We start from the raw sequence: 16,838 nt of genomic DNA on the forward strand, positions 1-16,838 counted from the left end.
TCAGGCGAGCGCGCGCGTTTTCACGCCCGTGATCTCGAGGAAGTTGCGCAGAATGTCGTGGCCATGCTCGGTGGCGATGCTTTCCGGGTGGAACTGCACGCCGTGGATGGGCAGCTCCTTGTGGCGAAGCCCCATGATGACGTCGTCGGAGGACGTGGCCGTCACTTCGAGCACCGATGGGAAAGTCGTCGGGTCGATGGTCAGCGAGTGATAGCGCGTCGCCTGCAGCGGGCTCGGCAGGTTGCGGAAGACGCCCTTGCCTGTATGCGAGATCGCGTCGACCTTGCCGTGCATGAGCTTGGGCGCGCGAATGATCCTGCCGCCGAAGGCCTGGCCGATTGCCTGATGACCGAGGCAGACGCCAAAAAGGGGAATGCGCTCGTCCGCCGCCGCCTTGATGAGATCGAGGCAGATGCCGGCCCGGTCCGGGTCGCAAGGGCCCGGCGAGATGACGATGGCTTCCGGCCGCATGGAGACGGCCTGTTCAACCGACAGCTTGTCGTTGCGGTGAACCTCGGTCTCGGCGCCGAGGTCGCCGAGGAACTGCACGAGGTTGTAGGTGAAGCTGTCGTAGTTATCGATGAGGAGCAGCATGATTAACCCACTGAGCGGCAAGAATACCGCGCTTTGGACATCTTATAGGCCGTGGGAGCGGAGCCGGGCAAGGCATGCCGCTTTACGGCCCGCGCCGAGCCATGCTCGTATCCCACATATATAGGGTCTGAGTCGCAGGGTTGCATGCCATACCGGAAAGTTTTCAAGCGTATCAAGAAGCTATGGGCGGATGCTGAAATCCGGCGTGATGCGGCTGTGGGGGCGTTTTCCCTCGTTCTGGCGATAGCTCTCGCCATTCATTGGCGTTCAGGTGAGAGGATTGCTCCTTCGCCACCCGGTCCGAAGGTTCCTGTGGTGCAGCACGAGGCTCTGCCCCCACGATCGGTGGTGGCTCCGCCTCGAGCCGCACTTGCGCCGCGGGTCCCGATTTCCCAACCTCCGATTTCCCAGCCTGCGCCGCCGAAGCATGTCGTCACCGAGCCTCCAGCCTGGAAGCGCAATGCGGTTGTGCCCGCCGCAACGCCGGAAGCGCCCATGATCGCCATCGTGATCGACGATATGGGCGCGAACCGAAACGGCACGGAGCGCGCGATGAGCCTGCCTGCGCCGATCACCTTCGCCTTCCTGCCTTACACGCGGAATGTGACCTCCTCGGTGAAACTCGCCCGGGAGCGGGGCCATGAAATCCTCGTTCATGTGCCGATGGAGCCGGTGGGCAAGGACGACCCGGGGCCGCATGCGCTACGCGTGGGCGAGACCGACGAGCAGCTCAGGACCGATCTCGCATGGTGCCTCGATCAGTTCGGCGGCTATGTCGGCATCAACAACCATATGGGCAGCCGCTTCACCGCCGATGCGAAGGGCATGGCGCTCGTCATGGCGACGTTGAAGGATCGCGGCCTCTTGTTCCTCGACTCGCGCACCTCTGCCCAGACGCAGGCCGCCAATGCGGCGCGTGCCGCCGGCCTGCCGACGCTGTCGCGCGACGTATTCCTCGACAATGACGAGGAGGGCGGCGAGGTGAAGGCGGAGCTTGGCCGCCTCGAACAGATCGCGCTGAAACATGGCGTTGCTATCGCCATCGGTCATCCGCATCCGGTGACGCTCGACATGCTGGAGAAATGGATACCGGACGCGCGGGCACGTGGCTTTACGCTGGTGCCGCTCACGGCGGCGCTCAAACATCGCGAAGCGAGTTGAGGTCGAGGCTCAGGGGGCTGCGTTGAGCCCGTCGTTCTTGAGCAGCGCTTGGAGCCGCGGTGGTACGGGCCTGCCGCTGGTGAAGAGCGCGACGCTCTTGCCGTCGGGGCCGGGAATCTTTCCGTCGAGCACGGAGACGAGACGCCGCGCGATAGCGGGTGCCGGGTCGAGCCATATCACGGGCCAGGGCGCGACAATATTCATCTCGTCGATAAGGAACGGGTAATGTGTGCAGCCAAGCACAACGATATCCGTGCGCTTGCCGTCGATTTCGACAAAACAGGGCGCGATTTCATCGCGGATAACTTCCCGGTCGATCGGCTGCCCACGCAGCAGGTCTTCTGCAACGGTGGCAAGCCGCGGCGCGGCGACGAGCTGCACCTTTGCCGACTGTGCAAAGCTCTCGATGAGCTTGCGCGTATAGTCGCGGGCGATGGTGGCCGACGTTGCGAGAACGGCGATGACGCCTGTTTTAGTCTGTTCTGCGGCGGGCTTCACGGCGGGTACCGTGCCGACGAAGGGAATGCTGAACTTCGCGCGAAGTGGCGGCAGGACCAGCGTCGAAGCGGTGTTGCAGGCAATGACGACGGCGGCTGGATCATGCGCCGCGATCAGTTCGCCCATCAGGCGCACGATATGCGCACTGAGTTCGTCTTCCTTCCAGTTGCCATAGGGGAAGGCGGCGTCGTCGGCGACATAGACGAGGCGCTGCGTCGGCATGAGCTTTCGGATGGCACTGAGCACCGAAAGCCCGCCAATACCGGAATCAAAAACGAGGACGGGCTTGCCCTCGCCACCGCCGCTCACTGGCGTCTCCCGCCTCTCGAGGCGTATCGCACCGCTTCTTCAGCCGCGCGGAAAAGCGCCTTGGCCTTGTTGACGCTCTCCTGACACTCGCCTTCGGGCGTCGAATCCGCGACCACACCGCCGCCCGCCTGAACGTACATCTTGCCGTCCTTGACGATGGCGGTGCGCAGCACGATGCAGGTGTCCATCTCGCCCGCGGCCGAGAAATAGCCGACGCAACCGGCATAGGCGCCGCGCTTGTCCAGTTCGAGCTCGTCGATGATTTCCATCGCGCGAACCTTGGGCGCACCGGAAACGGTGCCCGCCGGGAAGCCCGCGATCAGCGCCTCGATGGCGTCGTAATGCGGGTCGAGTTCGCCTTCGACATTGGAGACGATGTGGATGAGGTGCGAGGTATATTGCAGCGCGAACTGTTCGGTCGCCTGCACCGTGCCGATCTTGGAGACGCGGCCCGCATCGTTGCGACCGAGATCGAGAAGCATCAGATGCTCGGCGCGTTCCTTGGGATCGGCCAGCAATTCCTCGCCGATGGCCGCATCTTCGCTGGCGCTCTTGCCGCGATGGCGCGTTCCGGCGATCGGACGGATCGTGACCTTGTTGTCGCGCACACGCACCAGAATTTCAGGGCTCGAACCGACGATCGAAAAGTTCTCGAAATTGAGGAAATAGAGATAGGGCGACGGATTGATGCGCCGGAGCGCCCGGTAGAGCGAGAAGGCGGGCAGGGTGAAGGGCGCTTCGAAGCGCTGCGAGAGCACGACCTGGAATATGTCACCCGCGGCGATATATTCCTTCGCCTTCCGTACCATCTCGAAATAGGTCTCTTGCGGCGTGTTCGATTTCGGCTCGGGCACCTCGCCGACGCTATCGACCTGATCGACATGCGGCAGGGACCGGTCGAAGTCGGCGACGACATCGGTGAGCCGTTCGCCAGCGCGGGCATAGGCGGCGCGCGCACTGACGCCTGGCTCTGGGCGGACCGGCGTTACGATGGTCACTTCGTCCTTCACGGAGTCGAAGACGGCGATGATCGTCGGACGCAGGAAAAGGCCGTCGGGCAGGCCGAGCCGGTCGGGCCGCTGGTTGGGCAGGTTTTCGATCAGGCGGATCGTGTCGTAGCCCATATAGCCGAAGACGCCCGCCGCCATCGGAGGCAGATCTTCCGGAAGCTCGATGCGCGATTCCGCGATCAGCGCACGCAGCGAGGCGAGCGCACCCGTGCCGCAGGGCTCGAAGCTCTGCGTGTCCACCAAGGCGCGACGGTTGATCTCAGGCTTGTCGCCCTGCGTCCGCCAGATCACATCGGGCTTCAATCCGATGATCGAATAGCGGCCGCGCGTGTCGCCGCCCTCGACGGATTCGAGCAGGAAGCTGTTCGGACGGCTGTCCGCGATCTTCAGCATCGCGGAGACCGGCGTTTCGAGATCGGCGACGAGCCGCGTCCAGACGACCTGCGCCGCGCCGGAATTGTAGATGCGCTCGAAGTCCGCGAAGGCAGGTAGAATCATGACGACACCGGCAGGTTCAGTAAAAGACGCGCGTTATTGTGCGCTGTCCGACGCGAGAGTTCGTTCCAGGAGCTTTGAGTTGACTTCGACGCCAAGATCCTTCTCCAGGGCCGCTACATAGGTCGTGATCATATCGGTCTGGAGGGCGTCGCGAACGTCGTCGTGGAGTTTCTTGTAATCCGCCGACTGACGGTCCGGCTTCGGATCGCTGATCGACTTCACCTGCATGACGATAAGGCTGTCGCCAAGGCCGACAGGGCCATAGGCGAAACCACCCTGCGGTGCGGCGAAAATGCGCGTCACAGCGATGCGGGAGAAGGTATCGCTCTCCGAGAAGCGCTTGATGTCGGGCGAGTTGAGGGGCGTGCGGCCGACTGTGGCGGCGAGCTTGTCGAAGCTCTCGCCCTTGTTGCCGCGCTCGACCAGTGTCTGCGCCAGCACGTCGAGATCGGCTTTGCGCTTTTCGGTCTTCCAGAGCTTGATGACGTCGGCGCGCACCTTGTCGAGCGGCTTCACTTCCGACGCTTTCACGCCGTCGACGCGCACCCAGTAATAGCCGCCATTGCCGGTGTCTCCGGGCGGAACCTGATCGCCTTGCTCGCTCTTGAAGACGGTGGTGAGCAGGTCCTTGAACTCGGGCAGGCCGGCGACCTTCGCGCCGTCCGCCGTCAGGCCCCTTTCGGTCACACCGGTGAATTTGACGGTCTTGAGGCCGTTCTTCGCGGCGATGTCCTCGAAGCTCGCGCCGCCGGCGCGCGCATCCTCGATGCCGTTCTGGACGTCATAGACCTGGCTGCTCGCCTTTTCGTTGGCGATTTCCTTGCGAAGCTTGTCCTTCACTTCGTCAAACTTGCTCGCCTTGCCGGGCTCGATGGCGGTCACATGCAGAATGACGGTGCCGAGCGGCCCCTGAACGGGCTCGCTGTACTCGCCGACCTTGAGGGCAAAAGCAGCGTCGGCCACGGCGGGCGAAACCATCTGGTCGCGGGTGACGATGCCCAATGCCACGTCGGCCGGCGTCAGACCGATTTCGGAGACGATCTTGTCGAGCGTTTCGCCCTTTCTGAGGCGCGCATCGGCAGCGGTAGCTGCTTCCTTCGTCGCGAAGGGAATCTGGTCGATGGTGCGCTTCTCGGGAATGTCGAATTCGCTGCGGCGCTGCTCATAGGCCTTGGCGAGGTCTTCGTCGCTGATCGTGATCGAAGGCGCCAGGTCGGAAGGTTCCAGCGTCATGATCGTGAAGTCGCGCGTCTCGGGCTGCGTGAAATGGATCGCGGCCTTCTTGTGATAGGCCTCCAGCGTCTTCTCGTCCGGATCCTTGATGTCGCCCACGGTGCTTGGCGGCAGGATGATGTAGGAGACGACGCGCGTTTCCTGCTGGAAGGTGGAAATCGCATCGAGAAGGGTCGAAGGCGCATCGACGCCATTCATCAGCACGTCGCTGAGCTGGGCGCGCTCGATATAGGCGCGGCGGTCGGCGATGAATGCCTTTTCGGTCAGGCCGACACGCTGCAGGGCCATCTCAAAGGCGGCGCGGTCGAACTTGCCGAAGCTGCCCTGCAGATTCGGATCGGCGGCGATGTCCTTGGCTACCGTTTCGTCGCTAGCGGCGAGGCCCAGATTCTTGGCTCCGCTGTCCAGCGCCGCGAGCGCGATGAGGCGCGTCAGCGAAGCCTGCGGCACGCCATAGGCCCGCGCCTGTTCGCGCGTCAGCGGCTGGCCGGCTCGCTGCGACATGGCCTTGGTCTGGTTCTCGAATTCGCGTTCAAACTGCTTGAGATTGATATCGGTGCTGCCGACCTGTGCGACCACATCCGACGAATAGCCGCGGAAAATGTCCGCGATGCCCCAGATGCCGAAGCTGAAGACCAGCAGGCCCATCAATAGCTTTGCGACCCAGCCGCTGGCGCCTCTCCTCAGGGTATCAAGCATTGGTCGTTTTTCCGTTTTTTGAAGGATGGGCCGGGTTGGGCCTTGCCTGGAAGCGCGGCATGATAGGTGCGGGTCCTTTATCCCGCAAGCGGGCAGGGGCGGCTTTCCGTTTGATTTTCCTTGCGAAAACGCGTTGGCGGCGCCCCGCCACTCTGCTAAATCCGCGGGCGGCCCATTTGCGGGATTAACCGGGCACCCAAAGGCGGGGATTAAGTCATGGCGGCAACGAAGAAAGCACCGCGCGTCAAGGCGCTGGTCGCGGGCAACTGGAAGATGAACGGCCTGAAAGCCTCGAAGAAAGAGGTTTCGGGCCTTGCGCGATTGCTCGCCAAGTCGAAGCGCGTGCGCTGCGACGTCCTCGTCTGCCCGCCGGCGACATTGATTCCGTTGCTGAAAGAAGAAGCCAGGGGCTCGAAGGTTGCCGTCGGCGCGCAGGATTGCCATGCCAAGGTCTCCGGCGCCCATACGGGCGACATCAGCGCCGAGATGCTCAAGGACGCGGGCGCCTCATATGTCATCGTGGGGCATTCCGAGCGCCGCGCCGATCATGGCGAGACCGATGCCGTGGTCCGGGCCAAGGCCGAAGCCGCGCACCGGGCGGGCCTCGTCGCCATTGTCTGTGTTGGCGAAACGGAAGCCCAGCGTGATGCCAGAGAGACCTTGAAGGTCATTCGCGGCCAGCTCAAGGGCTCGCTCCCGGCCGATGCGACAGCGAAAACCACGATTGTGGCCTATGAGCCCGTCTGGGCCATCGGCACGGGCCGGACGCCCACGGCGCAGGACGTGGCCAAGGTTCATGCGGCCATCCGCGGGGCCCTGGTCAAGCGCTTCGGCGACGAGGGCGCGGCCATGCGAATCCTTTATGGCGGCTCGGTGAAGCCCTCCAACGCGGTGGAGCTGATGGGCGTCGAAAACGTCAATGGCGCCCTCGTGGGAGGCGCGAGCCTCAAGGCCGAGGACTTTTTCGGCATTATTTCGGCGTATATCTGATCCGGCGCCACGGGACTGGAAACCCGGGCCCGCATGCGCTACAAACCGCCCCGTCGGCCGGCCTCTCAGGGTCCGGCACGTTATGAACAGATTGGATTCCGACCCGCCATGACCACCGTGCTCCTCATTATCCATCTGATGGTTGCGGTGGCGCTCGTCGCCCTTGTGCTGCTTCAGCGCTCGGAAGGCGGAGCGCTGGGCATTGGTGGCGGTGGCGGCGGCCTGATGACGGGCCGTGGCGCCGGCAATGTGCTCACCCGGGCGACCGGGATCGCGGCGGCCGTGTTCTTCGCGACGAGCTTGTCCCTGGTGGTCCTCGCCTCGCGTGGCGGCTCGGGCAATGCTGTTCTCGACAAGATTTCGGGCGTGCCGGTGACCAATCAGGGACCGATCGTTCCGGCCCCGCTGGGGTCTGACGTCGACAAGGCCGCGAAACCGGCCCAAACCGGGACAGTTCCGGCGGCACCCGCTCAGCCGAGCGTTCCTCGCGCACAGTAAGAGAACCGTCCGGAACCTCGCCGGACATCGACCCACAGTTATTTTCGCCAGACAGGCCTTGCGGTTGACGTTTGGCGATCCGAATCGTTTTTTGTTGGTGTACGTTTAGGGCCCATGACGCGGTATATATTCATCACCGGCGGCGTGGTCTCCTCTCTTGGCAAGGGTCTCGCATCCGCAGCTCTCGGCGCGCTTCTTCAGGCGCGTGGTTTTTCCGTGCGGCTTCGCAAGCTCGATCCTTACCTCAACGTCGATCCCGGCACGATGTCGCCTTACCAGCATGGTGAGGTCTATGTGACGGATGACGGGGCGGAGACTGACCTCGACCTCGGTCACTACGAGCGTTTCACGGGCGTGCCCGCGACGCGCGGCGACAACATCACCACAGGCCGGATCTATCAGGACATCATCGCGCGCGAGCGGCGCGGCGATTATCTTGGCGGCACTGTGCAGGTCATTCCGCACGTCACCGACGCGATCAAGGATTTCGTCCTCTCCGGCAATGATGGCGTCGACTTCGTTCTTTGCGAGATCGGCGGCACGGTCGGCGACATCGAGGGACTTCCATTCTTCGAGGCGATCCGCCAGCTCGGCAACGAGTTGGAACGCGGCCAGACCTGCTTCATCCATCTGACGCTGCTTCCCTATATCCCGAGCGCCGGCGAGATGAAGACCAAGCCGACGCAGCATTCGGTGAAGGAGCTGCGCTCCATCGGCATTCAGCCGGACATTCTGATGTGCCGCGCCGATCGCCCGATTCCAAAGGACGAGCGCCGCAAGATCGCGTTGTTCTGCAACGTGCGCGAAAGCGCCGTCATTCAGGCGATGGACGTCGACACGATCTATGACGTGCCGCATGCCTATCATACCGAAGGCCTCGACCGCGAAGTGCTTTCCGTCTTCGGCATCAAGGGCTCGGTCGAGCCGAACCTCGCGAAGTGGAACACGATCACCCACAATATTCGCGAGCCCGAAGGCGACGTGACCATCGCCATTGTCGGCAAGTATACCGGTCTCAAGGATGCCTATAAGTCGCTGAACGAGTCGCTTGTTCATGGCGGCATCGCCAACAAGGTGCGGGTCAATATCAAGTGGCTCGAGTCCGAGATCTTCGAGACCGAGGACACGGCCTATTACCTTGAAGACGTGAACGGCATTCTGGTGCCGGGCGGCTTCGGCGAGCGCGGCAGCGAAGGCAAGATTGCGGCGGCCGAGTTCGCGCGTACGCGCGCCGTGCCCTATTTCGGCATCTGCTTCGGCATGCAGATGGCGGTCATCGAGTCGCTGCGCAATGTCGGCGGGCTCGCTGGCGCGAGCTCGACCGAGTTCGGTCCGACCAACGAGCCGGTTGTAGGCATCATGACCGAGTGGATGCAGCAGAACGAGCTGGTGACGCGGGCCGCCAATGGTGACCTCGGCGGCACCATGCGCCTCGGCGCCTATGACGCCACCTTGAAGGAAGGCAGCCGCATCGCCGATATCTACGGTTCGACGCGGATCAGCGAGCGCCATCGTCATCGCTATGAGGTGAACACCGCTTATCGCCAGCAGATCGAAGCGACGGGCATGATCATTTCGGGCATGTCGCCGGACGGGTTATTGCCGGAAACGGTCGAGATTCCTACCCACCCCTGGTTTATCGGCGTCCAGTATCACCCCGAGCTGAAGTCGAAACCCTTCGCTCCGCATCCGCTGTTCCGCTCTTTCATCGAGGCGGCGGTCGCACAGAGCCGGCTCGTTTAACAAGAGCCGGCTCCCGCAACATCCTCAGTTGCTGCTCTGCACGGCGGCGCGGACTTCTTCCAGCAATTCCGCCGAGCCGAACTGACTGCCATCGGCTTGCATGCGCCCGAGCGCATATTCCGGCGGCACGACTTCCGGGCCTTCGCCCGCGGGGAGCGGCGGCGTGTAATAGCCGAGTGCGTAGCTTCCCATCGAATAGCCGATCATGGCCTGCAGGTCTTCGGGCAGTGCGCGCGCGATCTCGGGTGGGCAGGAGAGATACTGGTTTTCCTCCTGCCGCAGCCAGCCGAGCGTATAGGTGATGTTGAGCCCGTAGCGGTCGCCGTTCGAGACGTTCTCGCCGCCGCCGTGAAAGACGCCACCCGTGTAGATCAGGACAGAGCCTGCGGACATTTCGGCATAGCCGATCTCTTCATCCTTGGGCTGATAATTGTCCGGCCAGCCGAGGCTTCCGGGGCAGACCTGCGTCGCGCCGTTTTCCTTCGTGAAATCCGTGATCGCCCAGATCGTGTTGAACTGCGGCTCCACGTCTTTGAGATAGGTACCCCAGGCCCAGCGGTCGCGGTGAATCGGCTGCTTCGGTTGTCCGGGACGAATGCGGATGAGCTGTGTGAGGTGAAGCTGAATGCGCTCGCAAAAGGGCTTCAGGAATGTTTCGGCGGCGGCCACCACCGTCTTGTTCATGATGAGATTGCGGCAGGCGGGCGAGCGGGCGACGAGGGCGCCCGTGCGTGTCGTCTTCTTGCCGGTAAAGTCGTCGCGCCCATATTCCGTCGCTTCGACATAGGGTTTGATTTCGTTCATCACCTGCGCGACTTCGGCGGGTGTCAGCGCGTCCTTCAGGATGAGCGCGCCGTCGCGCCTCAGCACAGTGAGTATATCTTCGGTCGAACTGTTGGCGGGCAGTGTCTCAAGTTTCGGCATTGTTTCCTCCCCAGAAACCTGATGCTTTTGGCTTTCTGGGTAGGAGATTACGACGCTCAGCCGCGTCCGCGATAGGGGGCGACGCCCTGATCCGGTACCCAGACGCCGGTGGGGAGCTTGCCCGTCTGCCAGAAGACATCGATGGGGATGCCGCCGCGCGGATACCAGTATCCGCCGATGCGGAGCCAGCGGGGCGCGAGAAGCTTCGCCAGCCGCTTGCCGATGGCGACGGTGCAATCCTCATGGAAGGCGCCGTGATTGCGGAAGGACTGCATATAGAGCTTCAGCGACTTCGACTCGACGAGCCATTTGCCCGGCACATAGTCGATGACGAGATGCGCAAAATCCGGCTGGCCTGTGACCGGGCAGAGCGAGGTGAATTCGGGCACGGTGAAGCGGGCGACATAATTCGTATCGGCCTGTGGGTTGGGGACGCGCTCAAGCACGGCCTCTTCCGGCGAGACAGGTGTTGCGACCTGCTGTCCGAGTTGCGAGAGCGTGGCAGTCTTGGGAGCTTTGGCCATCAGACTTTCTCCGGTCCGTCGTAAACGCAGCCTTCGCGGCAGGAGGCGCGGTGAATTTCAACGCAGGCGATTTCGGGCAACGCCGGTTCGAGGTCGCGCCAGATCCAGGCGGCGATGCGTTCAAGCGTCGGCTGTTCGAGTCCTTCGATCTCGTTCAGCAAGCGATGGTCGAGCTTTTCGCGCACCCGCAGAAGTTCGCGCTCTACATCCTCGAAATGCCGCAGCAGGCCGGTTTCAGGCGCAGGCTTGCCTTCCAGCCAGACGACGACGCGGAAGGAATGTCCGTGCATGCGGCGGTTCGGGTGCCCATCCTCTGCATACGGAAGGAAATGCGCCGCGTCGAAAAAGAACTCTTTATAGATACGCATCAGGGAATACCGATCATCTTGTGTGTTTGAAGCGACAGGCGCCATTTGGGATGCGTCAAGCAATAGGCTGTCGCGGTTTCAGTGTTCTTCGCAGCGTCGGGCCCGTCCATGGGCTGAAGCAGGAAGTGGCGGAAGGCGAGGTTTTCGAAGCGTTCGGGATTCGCCTTTTCTTGAGGGTAGACGAGTTTCAACTCGTCTCCGACAAGCTGTTTCAGTTCGGCGTCGGCCTTGGGGCTGACACATATCCAGTCGATGCCCTCAGGCGCCGCGATGGTGCCGTTGGTTTCGACGGCGATCTCGAAGCCGCGCGCGTGAAGCGCGCCGATGAGGGCGGCATCGAGTTGCAGCAAGGGCTCGCCGCCGGTGCAGACGACGAAGCGGTTCTCGCGCGTAGCTGCCTTCCATGTGCGCTCCACCGCATCGGCCAGCGCCTCGGCGGTAGCGAACTTGCCGCCGCTTTCGCCATTTGTGCCGACAAAATCAGTGTCGCAGAAGGTGCAGACGGCCTGCTCACGATCCTGCTCGCGGCCCGACCAGAGGTTGCAGCCCGCAAAGCGGCAGAACACGGCGGGCCGTCCGGCGTTCGCGCCTTCGCCCTGCAACGTGTAGAAAACTTCCTTCACCGCATACATGGGATCAGGCCTTGCCCGCGGCCCAGGCCGCGTAGCCTTTGGCGCGAAGCCCGCAAGCCGGACATTTGCCGCAACCATAGCCCCAGTCGTGGCGATGCGTGCGGTCGCCGCGATAGCAGCTATGCGTGTGTTCGAGGACGAGCTCGACCAGCGCCTTGCCGCCAAGCTGTTCGGCAAGCGTCCATGTGGCGGCCTTGTCGATCCACATCAAGGGCGTCTCGATGGTGAATTCACGGTCCATGCCGAGGCTGATGGCGCGCCCAAGTGTCTGCAGCGTGTCATTGCGACAGTCGGGGTAGCCGGAATAATCGGTCTCGCACATGCCGCCGACGATGTGGGTTGCACCGCGCCTGTAGCCAAGCGCAGCGGCATAGGTGAGGAAGAGAAGGTTGCGGCCCGGAACGAATGTGCTCGGCAGGCCGTTTTCCATCATTTCGATTTCGACGTCGCGGGTAAGCGCCGTTTCGCTGATGCGGCCGAGTTCGGGCAATGAGATCGTGTGATCGGGGCCGAGCGAAGCGCCCCAGCCGGGAAAGCGCGCCAGCTCCTCGCGCAGTTTCGCGCGGCATTCGAGTTCGATTACATGTGTCTGTCCATAATCGAATCCAACGGTTTCCACGTTCTCGAAGCGGTCGAGCGCCCAGGCGAGACAGACAGTCGAGTCCTGCCCGCCAGAGAAAAGCACCAGCGCCTTGCCGCTTTTTGTTGTGGTCATGTGAGAAATCGCTCCGTTCGGGGGTGTTGAACAGGAGCGGGGCGTCCGCGTCAAGCGAGACAAAAAGAAGCCCCGGGAAGCGGACTTCCCGGGGCTGGTTTTCTCATCCGCACCCCGAAGGGCGCGGTGTTTCGCTTAGAAGGCGTAGGAGAGACTCAGCGTCGCGAAATCACGATCCGTGAAGTCGTTGTACCAGCCGCCACCGAAGGTAGAGGTCCAGCTCAGGCTCGCCTTGTAGCTCTGGTAGGTGCCGTCCACGCCGAGCGACACTTCCTTGAGGCCGCTGAGATAGTTGGCGGTATTCGGGCCGGGCGAATAGCCGACCACATCATGACGCCAAGCGACGTTGGGAGTCAGAGTGACGGAAGTTCCAAAGGCGTTTGGATAGTCTACTGAAAGAATCGCGCGATAACCCGACGAGAAGTCCGTGGCATATTGCGGATGGGTTGCACCGTTCGCGAGGATCAATGCCGCAAAGTAGTTCCTGATACCACCTTCGCGACCTGCCTGATTGAGCGGGTAGTGGCTGGCATCCGGAACATAGACGAAGCCGGCATTGAACACGAAGATGCCGCTGTCGGCGCCAAGATTGCGGGGAATGAAATCTGAAGCGGAAAAAGACGTGATCGTGCCGATCTGTCCCTGCCACGCATCAAGGTCGATATGAGTGAGCGTCGACTGGTTCACGCCAGGCAGGTATGGCAGAGAGCTGAAGCTATCTACCGTATGGCCTGTGAGTGCGCTGGAGAGTACCGAGGAGGCGCCAAGGCCGTCGATTTGGGAGGCGTTGAGTTCGTAATCGGAGATGCCGAACGGCATTTTCGGCGAAAAGGTCGCTTCGCCTGACACTGCGGTGCCTTCAATGGTTGTCGAGAAACTGGCGCCAATCATCTGTATCTGCGGGAAATCATGGAAATACGAACCTTGGTTCGCACCATATGCAAAAGCGGCCAACGCCCCGTCCGCATCCGCGCAATCGTAACCCAAACCCGAAACGATTGAGCAGGCAGTCGTTGTATCAACGCCGCCATTCTGGAAGCCCAGATAGGGCAGGCGGCTCGAATAGTGGGTGTAGTAGAGGCCGAAGTCTGTGCCCGTTCCTACGTCTTCAGCGTAGTAGTGAGCTGCGACGCCAAACTGATCGGCGTTGCTCCAGCCACGGTCTTCAGATCTCGGGATGTGGATGCCCGCAAGGCCGAGGCTGTCGTCCACGACGCCGGAATAGGCGGGGAACGATCCCTTGCCTACGATGTCGTCGGTCGAGAAGAAGGAGCCCGCAGGATCGAGTTCCGTGCGCTTGTAGGAGAACTGCCAGAACGCTTCAACCGTCAGGTTATCCGTCATCGAGAACGAGCCGTAGACCATCGGCATCGGAGTCATTGCGTCTTTCAATTCGGCGCCGGGCGTACGAAGCGCCGTCACGTCGAAAGCCTGAAAGTTGTTGATGCCGCCGGTGATGAAGAGGCTTTCGCCCCAGTTCAAAGCCTGCTTGCCGACGCGGAGCGTCGCCGCGTGGCCATCAATGTCCCATTTGCCGTAAACGAACGCGTCGAGGACGTTCACGTTGTAATCGAGCTGGCCCTTGCCGTCATGCGACAGATCGCGGAAGCGAAGGTCGTTCTTGGCGTAGACGCCATTGTAGTAGGCCGTCGGACGAACGAAGACGCCGTAGTTCTCCCACTTCATCTCAACGTCGGCCGTTACGCGGCCGATGGCGTCCGTAAGATCCCAACGGTTGAAATTGAGATCGCCATTGTCGGAATTGACGCCCGTCACGCGGCCGTCGCTGCCGGGGCAACCCCCGTTTTCCTTCGAAACGTGTTCACAGCTTCGGTTGCTGGTGCGCATCGTCGCGCCGAGCGACACCGTGGTGTCGATCGAAAGATCGATGTCGCCGAACTTGTAGGATTCGGCATGTGCTGCGCCTGCGAATAGAAGCGTGCTCGCGATGGCCGCAAAAAATGTTGATTTCAACTTAAGCCCTTGTGCCTGTTCATTCGTGACAGGCGACGTTCCCGCCGATACTCTCATTGTAATGGTTTCTCCCGCTTACTCGGATTCGGGGCCCCCCGTGGGCCCGAAAGACTGGTAGCCGGAAGAACCGGCTACTCTGGTTAGGGTGCCGACGCGTTCACGAGGAGGTGTGTGCGTCAGTCGTTGTGATTCTTAATTAGGTGCAAAAAACCTAACGGTGAAACGCTTATAAATAATTCACTTAAGGTTCCGCAAGGGCCTGATCTGCTGACGGGGAGGGAAGCGGGTTGAATACAAAGGAACTGTTGCTCAGTGTCCTCATGTCGGGGCCGGCAACCGGGTACGACATCAAGAAAGTCCTCGAAAACGAGGTTTCCGAGGTCGTCGACGTGACGATCAGCAATATCTATCCGGCGTTGAACGAGCTGGCCGCGGAGGGGCTGGTGAGTTGCGAGCGGGTGGAGCAGGAAAATCGCCCGAACAAGAAGGTTTACGCGATCACGGATGCGGGCCGGGAGGTCTGCCTGCATGCGCTGATGACGTCGCCAGCGCGCCACAGGCTGCGGTCGGAGTTTATGTTCATCCTGAGCTTTGCGCCCTATCTGCCGAAATCGCGGGCCGCGGAGCTGCTTGAGCAGCGGCTGGCGGAGATAGACGAAACAGAAGAAACGCTGCGGACGCTGGGTAAAGGCGAAGGGCCGTTGGCCAAGGGAGCTTTGCTGCCTGGGCAAAAGTTCTGCGTTGGGCTCGGCCGCGCTCTGCTCGAAGCAGAGCGAAGCTATATCCGCGAGAACAGCCATTGGTTGCTTGCGCCGGACCGGGATGTCGAACCGGTTATGGAGCTTGCGGCGCACTGATTGCAGCCGCGCAGGCATAACGATCCCCATGCAGATGATTTGTCGTCTGCATGGGGCTTGTTGGCATTGAGCTATCGGGATGGGGGCGCGGCGTTTGCCACCCGGGGACCGCCGAGCCGGCGGGCTTGCCGTGTGAGCCTTTGCGCCGCCCGCGGCGGTTTGACGCCGCCCGGACGAGCGCCCGCGCCGGATCTGGCGCAGATTTGCGAGGAGACGGGGCAAGGAGCCTCTTCCGTTAAGCACTTCGCTCCGTTAGAAACGCCGTGCCTCGGGGGCTGGATCGGCCGCCGAGGGGACCCTTGCAAAACCCGAGTGGAGCTTGAGACGCCATGGCAGCCATCATCGACATCATCGGCCGTGAAATTCTGGACAGCCGCGGCAACCCGACTGTCGAAGTCGACGTGCTTCTCGAGGACGGCGCGCTGGGCCGCGCCGCGGTTCCCTCCGGCGCCTCTACGGGCGCCCATGAGGCGGTGGAGCTCCGCGATGGCGGCGGGCGCTACAACGGCAAGGGCGTTCGCAACGCGGTTGCGGCGGTCAACGGCGAGATCTTCGACGCCGTCGGCGGCATGGATGCGGCCGAGCAGATCGCCATCGACCGGGCGATGATCGCGCTCGACGGTACGCCGAACAAGTCGCGCCTCGGCGCCAACGCCATCCTCGGCGTTTCGCTCGCCGTCGCGAAGGCGCAGGCGATTTCGCAGGGACAGCCGCTTTTCCGCTATGTCGGCGGCCCCTCGGCGCACATCCTGCCCGTGCCGATGATGAATATCGTCAATGGCGGGCAGCACGCGGACAATCCGATCGACATCCAGGAATTCATGATCATGCCGGTGGCGGCGGATAGCTTCTCCGACGGTCTGCGCATGGGGGCCGAGGTCTTCCACACGCTGAAGAGCGAGTTGAAGGCGGCTGGCCACAACACCAATGTCGGCGATGAAGGCGGTTTCGCGCCGAACCTCGCCTCGACCGAGGATGCGATCGGCTTCGTCATGAAGGCAATCGAGAAGGCGGGCTATCGCCCCGGCGAGGACATCTATCTCGCGCTTGATGCGGCCTCGACGGAATTTTACAAGGGCGGCGTCTACGACCTCGAAGGCGAGGGCAAGAAGCTCGACGCAGGCGCGATGGTGCAATACTGGGCCAATCTCGTGAACCGCTACCCCATCATCTCAATCGAGGACGGCATGGCCGAAGACGATTGGGACGGCTGGAAGATGCTGACCGACGCGTTGGGCGGCAAGGTGCAGCTCGTCGGCGACGACGTCTTCGTGACCAACAAGACGCGCCTGGCCGACGGCATTTCGAAGGGCGTCGCGAATTCGATTCTGGTGAAGGTCAATCAGATCGGTTCGCTCAGCGAGACGCTTGAATCGGTCGAACTCGCACACAAGGCGAGCTATACCGCCGTCATGTCGCATCGTTCCGGCGAGACGGAAGATTCGACCATCGCCGACCTTGCCGTCGCGACTAACTGCGGCCAGATCAAGACCGGCTCGCTGGCGCGTTCGGACCGGTTGGCCAAGTACAACCAGCTTCTCCGCATCGAGGAACTGCTGGGTGAGACAGCCGAATATGCGGGCCGCAGCATCCTGAAGCGCTAAGCGACCG

Annotated in this window: 16 protein-coding genes; 6 read left to right on the forward strand and 10 right to left on the reverse strand. The window is 62.2% G+C overall.

Annotated elements, in window-relative coordinates; genetic code table 11:
- Positions 1–594 carry an anthranilate synthase component II gene (locus F2P47_RS12900; protein ID WP_152216779.1) on the reverse strand — a complete coding sequence of 198 codons (594 nt, stop codon included), beginning with the start codon at positions 592–594 and terminating at the stop codon, positions 1–3.
- A gap of 495 nt (positions 595–1,089) precedes the next feature.
- Here F2P47_RS12900 and F2P47_RS12905 point away from each other — a divergent pair, with 495 nt between their 5' ends.
- A complete protein-coding gene (locus tag F2P47_RS12905; RefSeq protein ID WP_185681100.1) occupies positions 1,090–1,755 on the forward strand; it encodes a divergent polysaccharide deacetylase family protein in 666 nt (221 codons plus the stop codon).
- Positions 1,756–1,764: 9 nt separating this feature from the next.
- On the opposite strand, the gene murI is transcribed toward F2P47_RS12905, so the two are convergent.
- The 3 genes from murI to F2P47_RS12920 are packed head-to-tail and all read right to left on the reverse strand — an operon-like array spanning position 1,765 to position 6,002.
- A complete protein-coding gene (gene murI, locus F2P47_RS12910; protein WP_246176880.1) occupies positions 1,765–2,562 on the reverse strand; it encodes a glutamate racemase in 798 nt (265 codons plus the stop codon).
- Positions 2,559–4,070 (reverse strand): anthranilate synthase component I, encoded by a 1,512-nt coding sequence (gene trpE, locus F2P47_RS12915; protein WP_152216782.1) that lies wholly within the window; start codon positions 4,068–4,070, stop codon positions 2,559–2,561. The genes murI and trpE overlap by 4 nt, the downstream gene beginning before the upstream one ends.
- Positions 4,071–4,103: 33 nt before the next feature.
- Complete coding sequence (locus tag F2P47_RS12920) at positions 4,104–6,002, reverse strand: peptidylprolyl isomerase (protein WP_152216783.1); 1,899 nt, start codon at positions 6,000–6,002, stop codon at positions 4,104–4,106.
- Positions 6,003–6,218: 216 nt separating this feature from the next.
- On the opposite strand from F2P47_RS12920, the gene tpiA reads away from it, so the two are divergent.
- The 3 genes from tpiA (at position 6,219) to pyrG (ending at position 9,233) form a co-directional block, all read left to right on the forward strand.
- The gene (gene tpiA / locus F2P47_RS12925) at positions 6,219–6,992 is read left to right on the forward strand and encodes a triose-phosphate isomerase (protein ID WP_152216784.1); all 774 of its coding nucleotides are present in this window, start codon (positions 6,219–6,221) and stop codon (positions 6,990–6,992) included.
- Between the two features lie 108 nt (positions 6,993–7,100).
- Positions 7,101–7,490: a preprotein translocase subunit SecG gene (gene secG, locus F2P47_RS12930; RefSeq protein ID WP_152216785.1), complete on the forward strand. Its 390-nt coding sequence runs from the start codon at positions 7,101–7,103 to the stop codon at positions 7,488–7,490.
- A gap of 114 nt (positions 7,491–7,604) precedes the next feature.
- The gene (pyrG, locus tag F2P47_RS12935) at positions 7,605–9,233 is read left to right on the forward strand and encodes a CTP synthase (RefSeq protein WP_152216786.1); all 1,629 of its coding nucleotides are present in this window, start codon (positions 7,605–7,607) and stop codon (positions 9,231–9,233) included.
- A gap of 24 nt (positions 9,234–9,257) precedes the next feature.
- On the opposite strand, the gene F2P47_RS12940 is transcribed toward pyrG, so the two are convergent.
- The 6 genes from F2P47_RS12940 to F2P47_RS12965 form a co-directional block, all read right to left on the reverse strand.
- Positions 9,258–10,157, reverse strand: a complete 900-nt coding sequence (locus tag F2P47_RS12940) for a phytanoyl-CoA dioxygenase family protein (protein WP_152216787.1) — start codon at positions 10,155–10,157, stop codon at positions 9,258–9,260.
- Between the two features lie 56 nt (positions 10,158–10,213).
- A complete protein-coding gene (gene queF / locus F2P47_RS12945; protein WP_152216788.1) occupies positions 10,214–10,681 on the reverse strand; it encodes a preQ(1) synthase in 468 nt (155 codons plus the stop codon).
- Positions 10,681–11,049, reverse strand: coding sequence for a 6-pyruvoyl trahydropterin synthase family protein (locus tag F2P47_RS12950; protein WP_152216789.1), 369 nt, complete (start codon positions 11,047–11,049; stop codon positions 10,681–10,683). Before F2P47_RS12950 ends, queF begins: the two co-directional genes overlap by 1 nt.
- Entirely contained in the window at positions 11,049–11,681 is a 633-nt protein-coding gene (gene queE, locus F2P47_RS12955) for a 7-carboxy-7-deazaguanine synthase (protein ID WP_152216790.1), read from the reverse strand. The genes F2P47_RS12950 and queE overlap by 1 nt, the downstream gene beginning before the upstream one ends.
- 4 nt (positions 11,682–11,685) lie before the next feature.
- Positions 11,686–12,396 carry a 7-cyano-7-deazaguanine synthase QueC gene (queC, locus tag F2P47_RS12960; protein ID WP_152216791.1) on the reverse strand — a complete coding sequence of 237 codons (711 nt, stop codon included), beginning with the start codon at positions 12,394–12,396 and terminating at the stop codon, positions 11,686–11,688.
- Positions 12,397–12,531: 135 nt separating this feature from the next.
- Positions 12,532–14,370 (reverse strand): DUF1302 domain-containing protein, encoded by a 1,839-nt coding sequence (locus F2P47_RS12965; protein WP_185681101.1) that lies wholly within the window; start codon positions 14,368–14,370, stop codon positions 12,532–12,534.
- Positions 14,371–14,657: 287 nt separating this feature from the next.
- Here F2P47_RS12965 and F2P47_RS12970 point away from each other — a divergent pair, with 287 nt between their 5' ends.
- Positions 14,658–15,227, forward strand: coding sequence for a PadR family transcriptional regulator (locus F2P47_RS12970; RefSeq protein WP_152216793.1), 570 nt, complete (start codon positions 14,658–14,660; stop codon positions 15,225–15,227).
- A 329-nt stretch (positions 15,228–15,556) separates the two neighbouring features.
- Positions 15,557–16,831, forward strand: a complete 1,275-nt coding sequence (eno, locus tag F2P47_RS12975; RefSeq protein WP_152216794.1) for a phosphopyruvate hydratase — start codon at positions 15,557–15,559, stop codon at positions 16,829–16,831.
- Positions 16,832–16,838: the final 7 nt, after the last annotated feature.

Source organism: Parvibaculum sedimenti, assembly GCF_009184905.1.
GTDB lineage: Bacteria > Pseudomonadota > Alphaproteobacteria > Parvibaculales > Parvibaculaceae > Parvibaculum > Parvibaculum sedimenti.

Excerpts from the sequence above, each read along its gene's own strand:
- queE (WP_152216790.1), bottom strand. The coding sequence starts at position 11,681 with ATGTATGCGGTGAAGGAAGTTTTCTACACGTTGCAGGGCGAAGGCGCG.
- secG (WP_152216785.1), top strand. The coding sequence starts at position 7,101 with ATGACCACCGTGCTCCTCATTATCCATCTGATGGTTGCGGTGGCGCTC.
- trpE (WP_152216782.1), bottom strand. The coding sequence starts at position 4,070 with ATGATTCTACCTGCCTTCGCGGACTTCGAGCGCATCTACAATTCCGGC.
- queF (WP_152216788.1), bottom strand. The coding sequence starts at position 10,681 with ATGGCCAAAGCTCCCAAGACTGCCACGCTCTCGCAACTCGGACAGCAG.
- tpiA (WP_152216784.1), top strand. The coding sequence starts at position 6,219 with ATGGCGGCAACGAAGAAAGCACCGCGCGTCAAGGCGCTGGTCGCGGGC.
- F2P47_RS12950 (WP_152216789.1), bottom strand. The coding sequence starts at position 11,049 with ATGCGTATCTATAAAGAGTTCTTTTTCGACGCGGCGCATTTCCTTCCG.
- F2P47_RS12940 (WP_152216787.1), bottom strand. The coding sequence starts at position 10,157 with ATGCCGAAACTTGAGACACTGCCCGCCAACAGTTCGACCGAAGATATA.
- pyrG (WP_152216786.1), top strand. The coding sequence starts at position 7,605 with ATGACGCGGTATATATTCATCACCGGCGGCGTGGTCTCCTCTCTTGGC.
- F2P47_RS12920 (WP_152216783.1), bottom strand. The coding sequence starts at position 6,002 with ATGCTTGATACCCTGAGGAGAGGCGCCAGCGGCTGGGTCGCAAAGCTA.
- F2P47_RS12905 (WP_185681100.1), top strand. The coding sequence starts at position 1,090 with ATGATCGCCATCGTGATCGACGATATGGGCGCGAACCGAAACGGCACG.
- eno (WP_152216794.1), top strand. The coding sequence starts at position 15,557 with ATGGCAGCCATCATCGACATCATCGGCCGTGAAATTCTGGACAGCCGC.
- F2P47_RS12900 (WP_152216779.1), bottom strand. The coding sequence starts at position 594 with ATGCTGCTCCTCATCGATAACTACGACAGCTTCACCTACAACCTCGTG.
- queC (WP_152216791.1), bottom strand. The coding sequence starts at position 12,396 with ATGACCACAACAAAAAGCGGCAAGGCGCTGGTGCTTTTCTCTGGCGGG.